This window comes from Citrobacter meridianamericanus, from assembly GCF_041320245.1.
In the GTDB taxonomy this organism is placed as follows: domain Bacteria; phylum Pseudomonadota; class Gammaproteobacteria; order Enterobacterales; family Enterobacteriaceae; genus Citrobacter; species Citrobacter meridianamericanus.
In genome coordinates this window covers 455,931-471,011 of record NZ_CP101036.1, presented here as the reverse complement: position 1 = coordinate 471,011, position 15,081 = coordinate 455,931, and the positions used below count along the sequence as shown (strand labels likewise).

General features: G+C 50.1%; 28 protein-coding genes. 3 read left to right on the top strand and 25 right to left on the bottom strand.

The window, feature by feature from the left end:
- Positions 1-37 precede the first annotated feature (37 nt).
- From rsmB to mscL, 3 genes are all read left to right on the top strand, one after another.
- Positions 38-1,327 carry a 16S rRNA (cytosine(967)-C(5))-methyltransferase RsmB gene (rsmB, locus tag NMD08_RS02270; RefSeq protein ID WP_286537842.1) on the top strand — a complete coding sequence of 430 codons (1,290 nt, stop codon included), beginning with the start codon at positions 38-40 and terminating at the stop codon, positions 1,325-1,327.
- A 21-nt stretch (positions 1,328-1,348) separates the two neighbouring features.
- A complete protein-coding gene (gene trkA / locus NMD08_RS02265) occupies positions 1,349-2,725 on the top strand; it encodes a Trk system potassium transporter TrkA (RefSeq protein WP_096890501.1) in 1,377 nt (458 codons plus the stop codon).
- Positions 2,726-2,866: 141 nt separating this feature from the next.
- Positions 2,867-3,280, top strand: a complete 414-nt coding sequence (mscL, locus tag NMD08_RS02260; protein ID WP_003031152.1) for a large-conductance mechanosensitive channel protein MscL — start codon at positions 2,867-2,869, stop codon at positions 3,278-3,280.
- Here mscL and arfA read toward each other — a convergent pair.
- The 25 genes from arfA to rplV all read right to left on the bottom strand — a co-directional run bounded on the left by arfA (position 3,277) and on the right by rplV (position 15,077).
- On the bottom strand, positions 3,277-3,495 hold the full coding sequence (gene arfA, locus NMD08_RS02255) for an alternative ribosome-rescue factor ArfA (RefSeq protein WP_151219980.1): 219 nt from the start codon (positions 3,493-3,495) through the stop codon (positions 3,277-3,279). The genes mscL and arfA overlap by 4 nt on opposite strands.
- Before the next feature lie 57 nt (positions 3,496-3,552).
- Entirely contained in the window at positions 3,553-3,978 is a 426-nt protein-coding gene (gene zntR / locus NMD08_RS02250; RefSeq protein ID WP_151219981.1) for a Zn(2+)-responsive transcriptional regulator, read from the bottom strand.
- A 10-nt stretch (positions 3,979-3,988) separates the two neighbouring features.
- Positions 3,989-4,357: a DUF1992 domain-containing protein gene (locus NMD08_RS02245; RefSeq protein ID WP_151219982.1), complete on the bottom strand. Its 369-nt coding sequence runs from the start codon at positions 4,355-4,357 to the stop codon at positions 3,989-3,991.
- A 107-nt stretch (positions 4,358-4,464) separates the two neighbouring features.
- Positions 4,465-4,848: a 50S ribosomal protein L17 gene (rplQ, locus tag NMD08_RS02240; RefSeq protein ID WP_001216370.1), complete on the bottom strand. Its 384-nt coding sequence runs from the start codon at positions 4,846-4,848 to the stop codon at positions 4,465-4,467.
- A 40-nt stretch (positions 4,849-4,888) separates the two neighbouring features.
- Positions 4,889-5,878 carry a DNA-directed RNA polymerase subunit alpha gene (gene rpoA, locus NMD08_RS02235; RefSeq protein ID WP_003031139.1) on the bottom strand — a complete coding sequence of 330 codons (990 nt, stop codon included), beginning with the start codon at positions 5,876-5,878 and terminating at the stop codon, positions 4,889-4,891.
- A gap of 25 nt (positions 5,879-5,903) precedes the next feature.
- Positions 5,904-6,524 (bottom strand): 30S ribosomal protein S4, encoded by a 621-nt coding sequence (gene rpsD, locus NMD08_RS02230; RefSeq protein WP_003031138.1) that lies wholly within the window; start codon positions 6,522-6,524, stop codon positions 5,904-5,906.
- A 33-nt stretch (positions 6,525-6,557) separates the two neighbouring features.
- The gene (rpsK, locus tag NMD08_RS02225; RefSeq protein WP_003031137.1) at positions 6,558-6,947 is read right to left on the bottom strand and encodes a 30S ribosomal protein S11; all 390 of its coding nucleotides are present in this window, start codon (positions 6,945-6,947) and stop codon (positions 6,558-6,560) included.
- A gap of 16 nt (positions 6,948-6,963) precedes the next feature.
- Complete coding sequence (rpsM, locus tag NMD08_RS02220) at positions 6,964-7,320, bottom strand: 30S ribosomal protein S13 (protein ID WP_003031135.1); 357 nt, start codon at positions 7,318-7,320, stop codon at positions 6,964-6,966.
- Between the two features lie 146 nt (positions 7,321-7,466).
- Positions 7,467-7,583, bottom strand: coding sequence for a 50S ribosomal protein L36 (gene rpmJ, locus NMD08_RS02215; protein ID WP_000868187.1), 117 nt, complete (start codon positions 7,581-7,583; stop codon positions 7,467-7,469).
- Between the two features lie 30 nt (positions 7,584-7,613).
- Complete coding sequence (gene secY / locus NMD08_RS02210) at positions 7,614-8,945, bottom strand: preprotein translocase subunit SecY (RefSeq protein WP_001118864.1); 1,332 nt, start codon at positions 8,943-8,945, stop codon at positions 7,614-7,616.
- A gap of 7 nt (positions 8,946-8,952) precedes the next feature.
- Positions 8,953-9,387 carry a 50S ribosomal protein L15 gene (rplO, locus tag NMD08_RS02205; RefSeq protein WP_003031132.1) on the bottom strand — a complete coding sequence of 145 codons (435 nt, stop codon included), beginning with the start codon at positions 9,385-9,387 and terminating at the stop codon, positions 8,953-8,955.
- Between the two features lie 3 nt (positions 9,388-9,390).
- Positions 9,391-9,570 (bottom strand): 50S ribosomal protein L30, encoded by a 180-nt coding sequence (gene rpmD, locus NMD08_RS02200; protein WP_001140434.1) that lies wholly within the window; start codon positions 9,568-9,570, stop codon positions 9,391-9,393.
- Between the two features lie 3 nt (positions 9,571-9,573).
- Positions 9,574-10,077: a 30S ribosomal protein S5 gene (gene rpsE, locus NMD08_RS02195; RefSeq protein WP_003031131.1), complete on the bottom strand. Its 504-nt coding sequence runs from the start codon at positions 10,075-10,077 to the stop codon at positions 9,574-9,576.
- Positions 10,078-10,091: 14 nt separating this feature from the next.
- Positions 10,092-10,445: a 50S ribosomal protein L18 gene (gene rplR / locus NMD08_RS02190; RefSeq protein WP_000358960.1), complete on the bottom strand. Its 354-nt coding sequence runs from the start codon at positions 10,443-10,445 to the stop codon at positions 10,092-10,094.
- Between the two features lie 9 nt (positions 10,446-10,454).
- Complete coding sequence (gene rplF / locus NMD08_RS02185; RefSeq protein WP_003031129.1) at positions 10,455-10,988, bottom strand: 50S ribosomal protein L6; 534 nt, start codon at positions 10,986-10,988, stop codon at positions 10,455-10,457.
- A gap of 12 nt (positions 10,989-11,000) precedes the next feature.
- The gene (gene rpsH, locus NMD08_RS02180; protein ID WP_003031127.1) at positions 11,001-11,393 is read right to left on the bottom strand and encodes a 30S ribosomal protein S8; all 393 of its coding nucleotides are present in this window, start codon (positions 11,391-11,393) and stop codon (positions 11,001-11,003) included.
- A 30-nt stretch (positions 11,394-11,423) separates the two neighbouring features.
- Entirely contained in the window at positions 11,424-11,729 is a 306-nt protein-coding gene (gene rpsN, locus NMD08_RS02175; protein ID WP_003031125.1) for a 30S ribosomal protein S14, read from the bottom strand.
- Positions 11,730-11,743: 14 nt separating this feature from the next.
- On the bottom strand, positions 11,744-12,283 hold the full coding sequence (gene rplE / locus NMD08_RS02170; protein ID WP_003031123.1) for a 50S ribosomal protein L5: 540 nt from the start codon (positions 12,281-12,283) through the stop codon (positions 11,744-11,746).
- 14 nt (positions 12,284-12,297) lie between these two features.
- Positions 12,298-12,612: a 50S ribosomal protein L24 gene (rplX, locus tag NMD08_RS02165; protein WP_003031122.1), complete on the bottom strand. Its 315-nt coding sequence runs from the start codon at positions 12,610-12,612 to the stop codon at positions 12,298-12,300.
- A gap of 10 nt (positions 12,613-12,622) precedes the next feature.
- Positions 12,623-12,994, bottom strand: coding sequence for a 50S ribosomal protein L14 (gene rplN / locus NMD08_RS02160; RefSeq protein ID WP_000613954.1), 372 nt, complete (start codon positions 12,992-12,994; stop codon positions 12,623-12,625).
- 163 nt (positions 12,995-13,157) lie between these two features.
- Positions 13,158-13,412, bottom strand: a complete 255-nt coding sequence (rpsQ, locus tag NMD08_RS02155) for a 30S ribosomal protein S17 (protein ID WP_003031120.1) — start codon at positions 13,410-13,412, stop codon at positions 13,158-13,160.
- Positions 13,412-13,603, bottom strand: a complete 192-nt coding sequence (gene rpmC, locus NMD08_RS02150; RefSeq protein WP_000644742.1) for a 50S ribosomal protein L29 — start codon at positions 13,601-13,603, stop codon at positions 13,412-13,414. The genes rpsQ and rpmC overlap by 1 nt, the downstream gene beginning before the upstream one ends.
- Positions 13,603-14,013 carry a 50S ribosomal protein L16 gene (gene rplP, locus NMD08_RS02145; protein WP_000941208.1) on the bottom strand — a complete coding sequence of 137 codons (411 nt, stop codon included), beginning with the start codon at positions 14,011-14,013 and terminating at the stop codon, positions 13,603-13,605. The genes rpmC and rplP overlap by 1 nt, the downstream gene beginning before the upstream one ends.
- 12 nt (positions 14,014-14,025) lie before the next feature.
- Positions 14,026-14,727, bottom strand: coding sequence for a 30S ribosomal protein S3 (gene rpsC, locus NMD08_RS02140; protein ID WP_000529945.1), 702 nt, complete (start codon positions 14,725-14,727; stop codon positions 14,026-14,028).
- A gap of 17 nt (positions 14,728-14,744) precedes the next feature.
- Positions 14,745-15,077, bottom strand: a complete 333-nt coding sequence (rplV, locus tag NMD08_RS02135; protein WP_000448832.1) for a 50S ribosomal protein L22 — start codon at positions 15,075-15,077, stop codon at positions 14,745-14,747.
- Positions 15,078-15,081 lie beyond the last annotated feature (4 nt).

Below are 15,081 nucleotides of genomic sequence, written 5' to 3'. Positions count from 1 at the left end.
AAGCCCGGTGTTTCCGGGCATTTTTATTTTTGCGCTTATGAAAAAACATCTTAATTTACGCAGTATGGCGGCCCAGGCCGTCGAACAGGTTGTCGAAAAAGGACAGTCATTAAGCAACGTACTGCCTGCCATGCAGCAAAAAGTTGCTGATAAAGACAAAGCGTTGTTGCAGGAACTTTGCTTCGGCGTATTGCGCACTCTCTCCCAACTGGAGTGGATGATCCAGCAGTTGATGGAACGTCCAATGACGGGCAAACAGCGCACCGTTCACTATCTGATCATGGTGGGCTTCTACCAACTGCTGCATACCCGTATTCCACCGCATGCTGCACTGGCAGAGACCGTAGAAGGCGCGGTCGTTATTAAGCGCCCGCAGTTAAAAGGGCTGATCAACGGCGTGTTGCGCCAGTTTCAACGCCGCCAGGATGAACTGTTGGCCGAGTTCGCACAAAGCGATTTACGTTTCTTACACCCCTCCTGGCTGGTGAAACGTATTAAGGCCGCTTATCCGCAGCAGTGGGAAGCCATTCTTGAAGCTAATAACCAACGGCCGCCAATGTGGCTGCGTGTCAATCGTAACCACCATACGCGCGATGCCTGGCTGGACCTGCTTAGCGAAGCGAGATTAACCGGCTTCCCGCATCCGGCGTATCCGGATGCAGTGCGTCTGGAAACGCCGGCTCCTGTGCACGCCCTGCCTGGTTTTGACGAAGGCTGGGTAACCGTTCAGGATGCTTCCGCTCAAGGATGCATGACCTATCTGTTGCCGGAAGACGGTGAACAGATCCTCGACCTGTGCTGCGCGCCGGGCGGGAAAACCACTCACATTCTGGAAGTTGCTCCTCACGCTAACGTAATGGCCGTCGATGTCGATGAAAAACGTTTATCACGCGTTTACGACAATCTGAAACGTCTGGGCATGAAGGCAACCGTAAAGCAGGGTGATGGCCGCTATCCACAGCAGTGGTGCGGTGAACAACAGTTTGATCGTATTTTGCTGGATGCTCCGTGTTCTGCCACAGGCGTTATTCGTCGCCATCCGGATATCAAGTGGCTCCGCCGCGACCGGGATATTGTCGAACTTGCGCAGTTGCAGGCCGAGATCCTGAATGCCACCTGGTTACATCTTAAACCCGGCGGCACGCTGGTTTATGCAACGTGCTCTATCCTGCCGGAAGAAAACCAGCAGCAAATTGCCGCCTTCCTTGCTCGTAATCCGGATGCGGTATTAAGCGAAACCGGTACGCCGGAAAAACCTGGACGTCAGAATTTACCAGGTGCGGAAGATGGCGATGGCTTCTTTTACGCTAAGCTAATCAAAAAGTGATGAGATAACGGGTCGCGACTGATGAAAATTATCATTCTGGGCGCAGGGCAAGTTGGCGGTACGCTGGCTGAAAACCTGGTCGGAGAGAACAACGATATCACGGTAGTCGATACCAATGGTGAACGCCTGCGCAGCTTGCAGGACAAGTTTGATCTCCGCGTCGTACAAGGGCACGGTTCACATCCTCGCGTTCTGCGTGAAGCCGGCGCCGACGATGCCGATATGCTGGTTGCCGTAACCAGCTCAGATGAAACAAATATGGTTGCCTGTCAGGTAGCTTATTCACTGTTTAATACGCCTAATCGCATCGCCCGTATTCGTTCACCGGATTACGTTCGTGATGCGGACAAGCTATTCCAATCCGATGCCGTGCCTATCGACCACCTGATTGCGCCTGAGCAACTGGTTATCGATAGCATTTATCGACTGATTGAATATCCGGGTGCATTACAGGTAGTGAATTTTGCCGAAGGGAAAGTCAGCCTTGCGGTCGTGAAAGCCTATTACGGCGGGCCGCTAATCGGCAATGCGCTATCAACAATGCGTGAACATATGCCACACATTGATACCCGCGTGGCGGCGATTTTCCGTCATGATCGGCCGATCCGTCCGCAAGGTTCTACCATTGTTGAAGCAGGTGATGAAGTCTTCTTTATTGCAGCATCACAGCATATTCGCGCCGTAATGAGCGAATTGCAGCGACTGGAAAAGCCTTACAAACGCATTATGTTAGTGGGTGGTGGTAATATCGGTGCTGGTCTGGCACATCGTCTGGAAAAAGATTACAGCGTCAAACTGATCGAACGTAATCAACAGCGAGCATCCGAGCTTGCGGAGAAACTGCAAAATACGATCGTCTTCTTTGGAGATGCTTCGGATCAAGAGCTGCTGGCGGAAGAACATATCGATCAGGTTGATCTGTTCATCGCGGTCACCAACGACGATGAAGCTAACATCATGTCAGCGATGCTTGCCAAACGGATGGGGGCCAAGAAAGTGATGGTGTTGATCCAACGCAGAGCGTACGTCGATCTGGTGCAGGGCAGCGTGATCGATATTGCGATTTCGCCGCAGCAGGCAACTATCTCTGCGCTGCTCAGTCACGTGCGTAAAGCTGATATAGTTGGTGTTTCTTCACTACGCCGCGGTGTCGCGGAAGCTATTGAAGCTGTCGCACACGGTGATGAAACAACATCGCGGGTTGTAGGTCGCTCAATTGATGAGATAAAACTTCCACCCGGAACCATTATTGGCGCCGTCGTGCGTGGCAACGATGTGATGATTGCCAACGATAACCTGCGTATTGAACAGGGCGATCACGTAATTATGTTCCTGACAGATAAAAAGTTTATTACCGACGTCGAGCGGTTATTCCAGCCAAGTCCTTTCTTCTTGTAATAATTTGGGCGCGAATACCGCGCCCTTTTTATTTCCCTTTATTTATCAGGGTCTAATAAATTTTCCTTTGAGCAATACATAAATGGAAATTGCCTAAACATTTGTTAAACTTATAAACGTCAGCTGCATAGGGAGAATAAAATGAGCATTATTAAAGAATTTCGCGAATTCGCGATGCGCGGGAATGTTGTCGATTTGGCAGTGGGTGTCATTATTGGTGCGGCATTTGGTAAGATCGTTTCATCACTGGTTGCTGATATCATCATGCCGCCGCTTGGGTTGTTAATTGGTGGCATCGATTTTAAACAGTTTGCTTTAACGCTACGTGATGCACAGGGAGATATCCCAGCGGTTGTCATGCATTACGGTGTATTTATTCAGAACGTCTTTGATTTCATTATTGTTGCGTTTGCTATTTTTATGGCAATCAAGCTAATCAACAAACTGAACCGTAAAAAAGCGGAAGAGCCGGCAGCACCGCCTGCTCCATCGAAAGAAGAAGTATTGCTGAGTGAAATTCGTGACCTGCTGAAAGAACAAAATAATCGTTCTTAAGCACTCACTGAAACCAGAAGGCCAGTGGTAAAAAAGTGATTCACTTTCTTGCCACTGGCCTCCCAGTTACCCCGATTACCATGTTTACCTTTACGCAGATAACTTCCTTTCCCTTTCTTATTTTTCTCAATGCGCTGTCTGAACAGTGGGTCATGCAGAAGCGCCTCAATGGCGTTGTCCTTTATCTGCCCTTTGGTGTGCTGATAACGACTCATATTATCTCCAGTTTGTAATAGTTTACGCCGCGAGTGTAGACCTGGTCGTTCAATAAATCAACAACCTGATGTAGTTCCGCTGGCGCCTTGCTCAAGAGCTTCAAGGATAGAGCAGTAAACGCTGCTGTGCGCCTTGCCACAACATGCATCATTCAATCGCTGAAGCGATCGTTGCATCGCCTGAAGCTCCGCTATTCGCGCTTCAACCTCCTGCAATCTTTCTTGGACGATCCCTTTTGATTCCTGACAGGTATGGTGTTCAGGATCGATTCGGATCGAAAGTAGCTCGCGGATCGATTCCAGAGTGAAACCAAGCTGACGGGCATAACGAATAAACTTCAGACGCTGAAGATCGCTTTCCGTATAGAGGCGAAACCCACCTTCTGTACGTATTTCATGTTCCATCATCTGCTGCTTTTCATAGTAGCGGATGGTATCAGGCGTTACGTCAGCCAGTTTCGCTAATTCACCAATACGGTACATGCTCTCTCCGCTATTCGTCGTTGACCTTATGTAGCAGCTTATCTGCGTATTCACCGTGTAAAAACTCAGTGCTAAGTCCAGCCTGTTGAAGTTTAAGTTCCAGTAGTGACAGTCTTCGGCTCACCTCCTGATAACCAGGATCATCTTTGCGGATCCCTGTGAGTAATTCAAGCAGCTGTATTGCCTCTCTGCGCTGCTCAAGCTCAGGAGGAAGACAGCCTGCATTTTTTAATAAACGGAATCCAGCTCGCAGTTCCAGTGGAACATGGGAATCGTCATCAAGAACCAACGGCTTACCTGTACCAGGTAAACGGTCAAACTCACCTTTAGACTGTGCATCAATAATATGCCGCTCTGCCCACTGGTCCAGTAACCACATACAACACTCCAGGGGATGAACAAAAAGAGTACTGATATTGTAGATAAGCGGGGATATGACGGATATAAAAAAACCCGCCGAAGCGGGTTTTTTTACGTTACTACAGATTACTCTGCAGCAGCTTCTGTTTTCTCTGAACGATCAACCAGCTCGATGTATGCCATCGGCGCGTTGTCGCCTGCACGGAAACCACACTTCAGAATGCGAGTGTAACCACCGGCGCGGCTCGCGAAACGCGGGCCCAGTTCGTTAAACAGTTTTGCCACGATCTCGTTATCACGAGTACGGGCGAATGCCAGACGACGATTAGCTACGCTATCAGTCTTGGCAAGAGTAATCAGCGGCTCAACTACGCGACGCAGCTCTTTCGCTTTCGGCAGAGTCGTCTTGATGATTTCATGACGAACCAGTGAACCTGCCATATTGCGGAACATAGCCTGGCGATGGCTGCTGTTGCGGTTCAGTTGACGACCACTCTTACGATGGCGCATGACCTTATCCTTCTCAGTAAAACCTTAACCTGTGATCCGGTTACTCGTCAGCGATGCTTGCCGGTGGCCAGTTTTCCAGGCGCATGCCCAGAGACAGTCCACGGGAAGCCAGCACGTCTTTAATCTCAGTAAGAGATTTTTTACCAAGGTTAGGCGTCTTAAGAAGCTCAACCTCAGTACGCTGTACCAGATCACCGATATAGTGGATAGCTTCTGCTTTGAGGCAGTTAGCAGAGCGGACAGTCAATTCCAGATCGTCAACAGGGCGCAGCAGGATCGGATCGAATTCTGGTTTCTCTTCTTTAACTTCCGGCTGACGTACATCACGTAAGTCAACGAAAGCTTCAAGTTGTTCAGCCAGAATGGTTGCCGCACGACGAATCGCCTCTTCAGGATCGATTGTGCCGTTGGTTTCCATTTCGATGACCAGCTTGTCCAGGTCGGTACGCTGTTCTACACGCGCTGCTTCAACATTGTAGGCAATACGCTCTACAGGGCTGTAGCATGCGTCGACCAGCAGACGGCCGATTGGGCGCTCATCTTCTTCCGAATGAATTCGGGTAGAAGCCGGCACATAACCACGACCGCGCTGAACTTTGATGCGCATGCTAATAGATGCGTTCTCATCGGTCAGGTGGCAGATCACGTGCTGTGGCTTGACGATTTCGACATCACCATCATGGGTAATGTCGGCTGCAGTCACAGGGCCAATGCCAGATTTATTCAAGGTAAGAATAACGTCATCTTTACCCTGAACTCTCACCGCCAGCCCTTTCAGGTTGAGCAGGATTTCCAGGATATCTTCCTGAACGCCTTCTTTGGTGCTGTACTCATGTAGTACACCATCAATCTCAACCTCGGTCACCGCGCAACCCGGCATCGATGAGAGCAGAATACGGCGCAGTGCGTTACCCAAAGTATGGCCAAAGCCACGCTCTAAAGGCTCAAGGGTCACCTTGGCGTGCGTCGAACTCACTTGCTCGATATCTACCAGGCGCGGTTTTAGAAACTCTGTCACAGAACCCTGCATTGTGTCCTCTCTTTGGTACTAAGCTTTACTTGGAGTAAAGCTCGACGATCAGGTGTTCGTTAATGTCCGCAGACAGATCAGAACGCTCCGGCTTACGCTTGAACGTACCTTCCATCTTGCCAGCATCAACTTCCAGCCAGGTTGGCTTTTCACGCTGCTCAGCCAGCTCCAGAGCGGCTTTCACGCGAGACTGCTTCTTCGCTTTCTCACGAATGCTAACAACGTCATTCGGACTAACCTGATAAGAAGCGATGTTAACAACACGACCGTTTACCATAATTGCTTTATGGCTGACCAGCTGACGTGCTTCTGCACGAGTGGCACCGAAGCCCATACGGTATACAACGTTGTCCAGACGACCTTCCAGCAGACCCAACAGGTTTTCACCGGTGTTGCCTTTCAGACGTGCTGCTTCTTTGTAGTAGTTACGGAACTGACGCTCCAGCACACCGTAGATACGGCGAACTTTTTGCTTTTCACGCAACTGCACACCATAGTCAGACAGACGCGGTTTACGCGCACCGTGCTGGCCAGGAGCTTGTTCAATTTTACACTTGGTATCGATCGCGCGAACGCCAGACTTAAGGAATAAGTCAGTGCCCTCACGACGGCTCAGCTTGAGCTTAGGACCCAAATATCTTGCCATTTTCTTTCTCCAACAATCCTAGAAACGACAGCGTTATACGCGACGTTTTTTCGGCGGACGACAACCGTTATGAGGGATCGGAGTCACATCAGTAATATTAGTGATGCGGAAACCAGCGGCGTTCAGAGCACGAACAGTAGATTCGCGACCTGGACCCGGTCCTTTGACCATAACTTCCAGATTCTTGATACCGTATTCTTTTACGGCTTCAGCGCAACGCTCTGCTGCAACCTGAGCTGCAAACGGAGTGGATTTGCGAGAACCACGGAAACCGGAACCACCGGCTGTTGCCCAACCCAGTGCGTTACCCTGACGATCAGTGATGGTAACGATGGTGTTGTTAAAAGAAGCATGGATATGAGCCACGCCGTCAGAGACTTGTTTTCTTACACGTTTACGTGCACGAATTGGTGCCTTTGCCATTATTCAATCACCCCGATTATTTCTTGATCGGTTTGCGCGGACCCTTACGGGTACGTGCGTTGGTCTTGGTACGCTGACCGCGAACCGGGAGACCACGACGATGACGCAAACCGCGATAGCAACCAAGGTCCATAAGGCGCTTGATGCTCATGCTAACTTCACGGCGCAGATCACCTTCAACGACAAATTTGGCAACTTCGTCACGCAGCGTGTCGATTTGTTCTTCAGACAGCTCACTGATCTTAACATCTTCAGCGATACCCGCGGCAGCCAGAATGGCTTTAGAACGGGTCTTGCCGACGCCGTAGATCGAAGTTAATGCGATCACAGCATGTTTCTGATCAGGAATGTTAATGCCTGCTATACGGGCCACTATGCACTCCTACTATTTAATATGTACGCACCATGCTGAAAAGCCCGTTTTCAGGATACTCAAATGGAAACGCACAGACATACAAAAGATTGGCTGGCTAATCTAGCCAGCTCAACCCAACTTTGCAAGAAAAATATGCGAATAAATCAGCCTTGGCGCTGTTTATGCTTCGGCTCGGCACTGCAAATCACACGGATGACACCATCACGCTTAACGATTTTGCAGTTACGGCATAATTTCTTGACGGAAGCACGAACTTTCATTTTTACTCTCCGTAACTTCTCGGGCGACTGTTAACGGCCGTAGCCTTTCAGATTCGCCTTCTTCAATGCAGACTCGTACTGACTTGACATCATCAGAGTTTGCACTTGAGCCATAAAGTCCATAATCACGACAACAACGATAAGCAGTGAGGTCCCACCGAAGTAGAACGGTACTTTCATTGCATCACGCATGAACTCCGGGATCAGGCAGATAAAGGTAATGTAGAGCGCACCAACCAAAGTCAGGCGGGTCATTACTTTATCGATATACTTCGCCGTTTGCTCTCCCGGACGAATTCCTGGTACAAATGCACCGGACTTCTTCAGGTTATCTGCTGTTTCACGCGGGTTGAAAACCAACGCCGTGTAGAAGAAACAGAAGAATATGATTGCAGACGCATAGAGTAACACATAAAGCGGTTGCCCAGGCTGCAAATACAGCGAAATTGTTGTCAGCCAGTTCCAACCCGTCCCGCCCCCGAACCATGACGCGATGGTCGCCGGGAACAGAATAATACTGGAAGCGAAGATTGCTGGGATTACCCCCGCCATATTCACTTTCAGCGGTAAATGTGTGCTCTGTGCAGCATAGACACGACGACCTTGCTGACGTTTCGCGTAGTTTACCACAATGCGGCGTTGACCACGCTCAACAAATACAACAAAGAACGTCACTGCGAATACTAATACTGCAACCAACAGCAACACGAGGAAGTGCAGGTCGCCTTGACGCGCTTGCTCGATAGTATGGGCAATGGCTGGCGGGAGTCCCGCGACAATACCGGCGAAGATAATGATTGAGATACCGTTGCCGATACCACGTTCAGTAATCTGTTCACCCAACCACATCAGGAACATCGTCCCTGTAACCAGACTTACAACAGCGGTGAAATAGAATGCAAAGCCTGGGTTCATCACCAGGCCCTGCATACCAGGCATATTCGGCAGACCGGTAGCAATACCGATCGACTGGAATATCGCCAGCACCAGAGTACCGTAGCGGGTGTACTGGCTGATCTTACGACGACCAGACTCCCCTTCTTTCTTAATTTCTGCCAGCGTTGGATGAACCACCGTCAGCAGCTGGATAATGATCGACGCCGAAATATACGGCATGATCCCCAGAGCAAAGATAGAAGCACGGCTGAGAGCACCACCAGAGAACATGTTAAACATTTCAATGATGGTGCCTCGCTGTTGCTCAAGCAGTTTGGCAAGTACAGCGGCATCAATACCAGGGATCGGAATGAAAGAGCCAATACGGAACACAATCAGCGCGCCGATTACAAACAGCAGTCTGCGTTTCAGCTCGCCTAAGCCACCTTTGGCACTTTGAAAATCTAATCCCGGTTGTTTAGCCATCTGCTACTTATTCCTCGATTTTACCGCCAGCAGCTTCGATAGCAGCACGAGCGCCTTTAGTAACACGCAGGCCACGAACAGTTACCGGAGTAGTGACTTCACCAGCCAGGATCACTTTCGCGAACTCGATCTGGATACCGATAATGTTAGCTGCTTTCAGCGTGTTCAGGTCTACAACACCGCCTTCAACTTTAGCCAGGTCAGACAGACGAACTTCGGCTGTAATCGCTGCTTTACGTGAAGTGAAGCCGAATTTCGGCAGACGACGGTACAGAGGCATCTGGCCACCCTCGAAACCGCGACGTACGCCACCGCCAGAACGAGACTTCTGACCTTTGTGACCACGACCACCGGTTTTACCGAGGCCAGAACCGATACCACGACCCAGGCGGCGAGCCGCTTTTTTAGAGCCTTCGGCCGGAGACAGAGTATTTAAACGCATCTCTTACTCCTCAACTTTAACCATGAAGGAAACCGCGTTGACCATACCACGAACAGCAGGAGTATCCTCGCGCTCTACGGTGTGACCAATACGACGCAGACCCAGGCCAAGCAGCGTTGCCTTGTGTTTCGGCAGACGACCGATTGCACTGCGGGTTTGAGTAATTTTAATAGTCTTTGCCATGGTTTATTTCCCCAGAATTTCTTCAACGGATTTACCACGCTTGGCAGCGACCATTTCCGGAGATTTCATATTTTCCAGACCATCGATAGTTGCACGAACCACGTTAATCGGGTTAGTGGAACCATACGCTTTAGCCAGAACGTTACGAACTCCAGCGACTTCCAGAACGGCGCGCATTGCACCACCGGCGATGATACCGGTACCTTCGGAAGCCGGCTGCATGAATACACGAGAACCCGTGTGAGTACCCTTAACCGGGTGCTGCAGGGTGCCGTGGTTCAGCGCGACGTTAATCATATTGCGACGGGCTTTTTCCATCGCTTTCTGGATCGCTGCTGGAACTTCACGCGCTTTACCGTAACCAAAACCAACGCGACCGTTACCATCACCAACTACAGTCAGAGCTGTGAAGGAGAAAATACGACCACCTTTAACGGTTTTAGATACGCGGTTAACCGCGATCAGCTTTTCCTGCAGTTCGCCAGCTTGTTTTTCGATGTGAGCCATCTTACACCTCTACCTTAGAACTGAAGGCCAGCTTCACGGGCAGCATCTGCCAGTGCCTGGACACGACCATGATATTGGAACCCGGAACGGTCAAAAGAAACATCTTTGATGCCTTTTTCCAGAGCGCGTTCAGCAACAGCTTTACCTACAGCTGCAGCAGCGTCTTTGTTACCGGTGTACTTCAATTGTTCAGCGATAGCTTTTTCTACAGTAGAAGCAGCTACCAGAACTTCAGAACCGTTCGGTGCAATTACCTGTGCGTAAATATGACGCGGGGTACGATGTACCACCAGGCGAGTTGCACCCAGCTCCTGGAGCTTGCGGCGTGCGCGGGTCGCACGACGGATACGAGCAGATTTCTTATCCATAGTGTTACCTTACTTCTTCTTAGCCTCTTTGGTACGCACGACTTCGTCGGCGTAACGAACACCCTTGCCTTTATAAGGCTCAGGACGACGGTAGGCGCGCAGATCTGCTGCAACCTGACCGATCAGCTGTTTATCAGCGCCTTTCAGCACGATTTCAGTCTGAGACGGACATTCTGCAGTGATACCCGCAGGCAGCTGATGGTCAACTGGGTGAGAGAAACCTAAAGCCAGGTTTACTACATTCCCTTTAACCGCTGCACGATAACCTACACCAACCAGCTGAAGCTTCTTAGTGAAGCCTTCGGTAACACCGACAACCATTGCATTCAGCAGGGCACGCGCGGTACCAGCCTGAGCCCATCCATCTGCGTAACCATCACGCGGACCGAAGGTCAGTGCATTATCTGCATGATTTACTGCAACAGCATCGTTGAGAGTACGAGTCAGCTCGCCGTTTTTACCTTTGATCGTAATAACCTGACCGTTGATTTTTACATCAACGCCGGCAGGAATAACGACCGGTGCTTTAGCAACACGAGACATTTTTTCCTCCGATTAGGCTACGTAGCAGATAATTTCGCCACCAAGACCAGCCTGGCGCGCTGCACGATCAGTCATAACACCTTTAGAGGTAGAAACAACTGCGATACCCATGCCAGCCATAACTTTCGGCAGCTCGTCTTTACGCTTATAAATGCGCAGACCTGGGCGACTGACACGCTGAATGCTTTCTACAACAGCTTTACCCTGGAAATACTTGAGAGTAAGTTCCAGTTCCGGCTTGGTGTCGCCTTCAACTTTAAAATCTTCAATAAAACCTTCTTCCTTCAGCACGTTGGCAATTGCCACTTTCAGCTTGGAGGAAGGCATGGTGACCGCAGCTTTATTCGCGGCCTGACCGTTACGGATACGGGTCAGCATATCCGCGATCGGATCTTGCATGCTCATCTGTCTTTACTCCCGTGATTCAATTGGTAATTACCAGCTAGCCTTTTTCAAGCCTGGTACTTCACCGCGCATGGCGGCTTCACGCAGTTTGATACGGCTCAACCCGAACTTGCCCACATAGCCATGCGGACGACCTGTTTGACGGCAGCGGTTACGCTGACGGGACGGGCTGGAATCACGCGGCAGAGACTGCAGCTTGAGAACTGCGTTCCAACGATCTTCGTCGGTCGCGTTCACATCAGAGATAATAGCTTTCAGTTCAGCGCGTTTTGCGAAGTACTTATCAGCTAAAGCTACGCGCTTTACTTCGCGTGCTTTCATTGATTGCTTAGCCATTCAGTAACCCTACCTTACTTGCGGAACGGGAAGTCAAAGGCAGCCAGCAGAGCACGGCCTTCTTCATCAGATTTCGCAGTAGTGGTAATGGTAATATCCAAACCACGCACGCGGTCGACTTTATCGTAGTCGATTTCTGGGAAGATGATCTGCTCACGGACACCCATGCTGTAGTTACCACGACCGTCGAAAGACTTAGCGGACAAGCCACGGAAGTCACGGATACGTGGAACAGCAATAGTGATCAGGCGCTCAAAGAACTCCCACATGCGTTCGCCACGCAGAGTTACTTTACAGCCGATCGGATAGCCCTGACGGATTTTGAAGCCTGCAACTGATTTGCGTGCTTTGGTGATCAGCGGTTTTTGACCGGAGATTGCTGTCAGGTCAGCTGCTGCGTTATCCAGCAGTTTTTTGTCAGCGATCGCTTCACCAACACCCATGTTCAGGGTGATCTTCTCGACCCGAGGGACTTGCATGACAGAATTGTAGTTAAACTCAGTCATGAGTTTAGCGACTACTTCGTCTTTGTAGTAATCATGCAGTTTCGCCATCGTACTACTCCAAATTACTTGATAGTTTCGCTGTTAGATTTGAAGAAACGGACTTTTTTACCGTCTTCGAATCTAAAGCCTACACGGTCAGCCTTGCCGGTTGCCGCGTTGAAGATAGCAAGGTTAGAGATCTGAATAGCTGCTTCTTTCTCTACGATGCCGCCTGGCTGGTTCAGGGCCGGAACCGGCTTCTGATGTTTCTTAACCAGGTTAATACCTTCAACAATGACCTTGCCGGAAGACAGGACATTCTTAACTTTACCGCGTTTACCTTTATCTTTACCGGTTAACACGATAACTTCGTCATCACGACGGATCTTCGCTGCCATGATTCGCTCCTTAGAGTACTTCTGGTGCCAGAGAGATAATTTTCATGAACTTCTCGTTACGAAGTTCACGAGTTACCGGCCCAAAAATACGCGTACCGATAGGTTGCTCGCTGTTATTGTTTAAAATAACGCATGCATTACCATCGAAGCGAATGACAGAACCGTCCGGGCGACGAACACCCTTCTTGGTGCGCACCACTACCGCCTTCAGCACATCACCTTTTTTGACCTTACCACGCGGAATTGCTTCCTTGATGGTGATCTTGATGATATCGCCGACGCCTGCGTAGCGACGGTGCGAGCCACCCAGAACCTTGATACACATTACGCGACGTGCACCGGAGTTGTCGGCGACGTTCAGCATAGTCTGTTCTTGGATCATTTTAGTGCTCCGCTAATGTCAACTACTACTGAGACCCGAAAATCAGGTCGTTAAAAAAGCCCCATATCGGGGGCGCGGCATTATAACACCGCTTCAACGATATGGGTAGAAAAAATAAACGGCTCATCGCTGAGCCGTTTATTCGTTGAGAATGCCTACTGTATTACAGAACGGCTTTCTCTACAACGCGAACCAGCGTCCAGGACTTAGTCTTGGACAGCGGACGGCATTCGCGGATTTCAACCACGTCACCAGTACCGCATTCGTTGTTCTCGTCATGTACGTGCAGTTTGGTCGTACGCTTAATGAATTTACCGTAGATCGGGTGTTTCACAAAACGTTCGATAGCAACAACGATGGATTTCTCCATTTTATCGCTAACAACGCGACCTTGCAGAGTACGGATTTTATCGGTCATTACGCACCCGCCTTCTCAGTCAGTAAAGTCTTAACGCGTGCGACATCACGACGCACTTGCTTCAACAGGTGAGACTGTTGCAGCTGGCCACTTGCAGCCTGCATACGCAGGTTGAACTGCTCACGCAGCAGATTCAGCAGCTCGGTGTTCAGCTCTTCAACACTCTTCTCACGCAGCTCTTTTGCTTTCATTACATCACCGTCTTAGTTACAAAGGTGGTTTTAATCGGCAGTTTCGCTGCTGCCAGCTTGAATGCTTCACGGGCCAGCTCTTCCGGTACGCCGTCCATTTCATACAGGACTTTACCCGGCTGAATCAAGGCAACCCAATACTCTACGTTACCTTTACCTTTACCCATACGCACTGCCAGCGGCTTTTCAGTGATCGGTTTGTCCGGGAATACACGGATCCAGATCTTACCTTGACGCTTAACTGCACGGGTCATAGCACGACGTGCTGCTTCGATCTGACGGGCAGTCAGACGACCACGGCCAACAGCTTTCAGACCGAAGCTGCCGAAGCTAACATCCGCGCCAGCAGCCAGACCGCGGTTACGGCCTTTGTGCATTTTACGGAATTTTGTACGCTTTGGTTGTAACATCAGCGACGCTCCTTATTTACGGCCTTTACGCTGCTGCTTTTTAGGTTGCGCAGCCGGTTTTTCCGGTTGTTCAACAGCAGCCATACCACCCAGGATCTCGCCTTTGAAGATCCATACCTTAACGCCGATTACACCGTAAGTGGTGTGCGCTTCAGAGGTGTTGTAGTCGATGTCAGCACGCAGAGTGTGCAGCGGTACGCGACCTTCACGGTACCATTCGGTACGTGCGATTTCCGCGCCGCCCAGACGGCCGCTAACTTCAACTTTGATACCTTTAGCGCCCAGACGCATTGCGTTCTGTACAGCACGCTTCATAGCACGACGGAACATAACGCGACGTTCCAGCTGAGAAGTGATGCTGTCAGCAACCAATTTTGCGTCCAGTTCAGGCTTACGCACTTCGGCGATATTGATCTGAGCAGGAACGCCAGCAATATCCGCTACGACTTTGCGCAGTTTTTCTACGTCTTCGCCTTTCTTACCGATAACGATACCCGGGCGAGCGGTGTGAATGGTCACACGGATGCTCTTAGCCGGACGCTCGATAACGATACGAGATACAGACGCTTTAGCCAGTTCCTTAGTCAGGTACTGACGTACTTTAAAATCGCTGTCCAGGTTGTCAGCGAATTCTTTGGTGTTCGCAAACCAGGTTGAGTTCCATGGTTTTACAATACCCAGGCGAATACCATTAGGATGTACTTTCTGACCCATTGCTAGTCTCCAGAGTCTCAGCGATCGGACACAACCACAGTAATGTGGCTGGTGCGCTTCAGGATGCGATCTGCACGACCTTTTGCACGCGGCATAATGCGCTTCATGCTCGGGCCTTCGTCTACGAAAATTTTCGTAACTTTCAGATCGTCAATGTCAGCGCCATCGTTGTGTTCAGCGTTAGCAATGGCAGATTCCAGGACTTTCTTAACCAGTACAGCCGCTTTCTTATTGGTGTAGGTCAGAATATCCAGAGCCTGCGACACTTTCTTACCGCGAATCAGGTCTGCAACAAGGCGAACCTTCTGAGCAGAAGAACGAGCATGGCGATGTTGAGCTAAAGTTTCCATCTCT

Bases quoted from the DNA above. Each gene is read 5' to 3' on its own strand.
- rsmB (WP_286537842.1), top strand. From the start codon at position 38: ATGAAAAAACATCTTAATTTACGCAGTATGGCGGCCCAGGCCGTCGAA.
- trkA (WP_096890501.1), top strand. From the start codon at position 1,349: ATGAAAATTATCATTCTGGGCGCAGGGCAAGTTGGCGGTACGCTGGCT.
- mscL (WP_003031152.1), top strand. From the start codon at position 2,867: ATGAGCATTATTAAAGAATTTCGCGAATTCGCGATGCGCGGGAATGTT.
- arfA (WP_151219980.1), bottom strand. From the start codon at position 3,495: ATGAGTCGTTATCAGCACACCAAAGGGCAGATAAAGGACAACGCCATT.
- zntR (WP_151219981.1), bottom strand. From the start codon at position 3,978: ATGTACCGTATTGGTGAATTAGCGAAACTGGCTGACGTAACGCCTGAT.
- NMD08_RS02245 (WP_151219982.1), bottom strand. From the start codon at position 4,357: ATGTGGTTACTGGACCAGTGGGCAGAGCGGCATATTATTGATGCACAG.
- rplQ (WP_001216370.1), bottom strand. From the start codon at position 4,848: ATGCGCCATCGTAAGAGTGGTCGTCAACTGAACCGCAACAGCAGCCAT.
- rpoA (WP_003031139.1), bottom strand. From the start codon at position 5,878: ATGCAGGGTTCTGTGACAGAGTTTCTAAAACCGCGCCTGGTAGATATC.
- rpsD (WP_003031138.1), bottom strand. From the start codon at position 6,524: ATGGCAAGATATTTGGGTCCTAAGCTCAAGCTGAGCCGTCGTGAGGGC.
- rpsK (WP_003031137.1), bottom strand. From the start codon at position 6,947: ATGGCAAAGGCACCAATTCGTGCACGTAAACGTGTAAGAAAACAAGTC.
- rpmJ (WP_000868187.1), bottom strand. From the start codon at position 7,583: ATGAAAGTTCGTGCTTCCGTCAAGAAATTATGCCGTAACTGCAAAATC.
- secY (WP_001118864.1), bottom strand. From the start codon at position 8,945: ATGGCTAAACAACCGGGATTAGATTTTCAAAGTGCCAAAGGTGGCTTA.
- rplO (WP_003031132.1), bottom strand. From the start codon at position 9,387: ATGCGTTTAAATACTCTGTCTCCGGCCGAAGGCTCTAAAAAAGCGGCT.
- rpmD (WP_001140434.1), bottom strand. From the start codon at position 9,570: ATGGCAAAGACTATTAAAATTACTCAAACCCGCAGTGCAATCGGTCGT.
- rpsE (WP_003031131.1), bottom strand. From the start codon at position 10,077: ATGGCTCACATCGAAAAACAAGCTGGCGAACTGCAGGAAAAGCTGATC.
- rplR (WP_000358960.1), bottom strand. From the start codon at position 10,445: ATGGATAAGAAATCTGCTCGTATCCGTCGTGCGACCCGCGCACGCCGC.
- rplF (WP_003031129.1), bottom strand. From the start codon at position 10,988: ATGTCTCGTGTTGCTAAAGCACCGGTCGTTATTCCTGCCGGCGTTGAT.
- rpsH (WP_003031127.1), bottom strand. From the start codon at position 11,393: ATGAGCATGCAAGATCCGATCGCGGATATGCTGACCCGTATCCGTAAC.
- rpsN (WP_003031125.1), bottom strand. From the start codon at position 11,729: ATGGCTAAGCAATCAATGAAAGCACGCGAAGTAAAGCGCGTAGCTTTA.
- rplE (WP_003031123.1), bottom strand. From the start codon at position 12,283: ATGGCGAAACTGCATGATTACTACAAAGACGAAGTAGTCGCTAAACTC.
- rplX (WP_003031122.1), bottom strand. From the start codon at position 12,612: ATGGCAGCGAAGATCCGTCGTGATGACGAAGTTATCGTGTTAACCGGT.
- rplN (WP_000613954.1), bottom strand. From the start codon at position 12,994: ATGATCCAAGAACAGACTATGCTGAACGTCGCCGACAACTCCGGTGCA.
- rpsQ (WP_003031120.1), bottom strand. From the start codon at position 13,412: ATGACCGATAAAATCCGTACTCTGCAAGGTCGCGTTGTTAGCGATAAA.
- rpmC (WP_000644742.1), bottom strand. From the start codon at position 13,603: ATGAAAGCAAAAGAGCTGCGTGAGAAGAGTGTTGAAGAGCTGAACACC.
- rplP (WP_000941208.1), bottom strand. From the start codon at position 14,013: ATGTTACAACCAAAGCGTACAAAATTCCGTAAAATGCACAAAGGCCGT.
- rpsC (WP_000529945.1), bottom strand. From the start codon at position 14,727: ATGGGTCAGAAAGTACATCCTAATGGTATTCGCCTGGGTATTGTAAAA.
- rplV (WP_000448832.1), bottom strand. From the start codon at position 15,077: ATGGAAACTTTAGCTCAACATCGCCATGCTCGTTCTTCTGCTCAGAAG.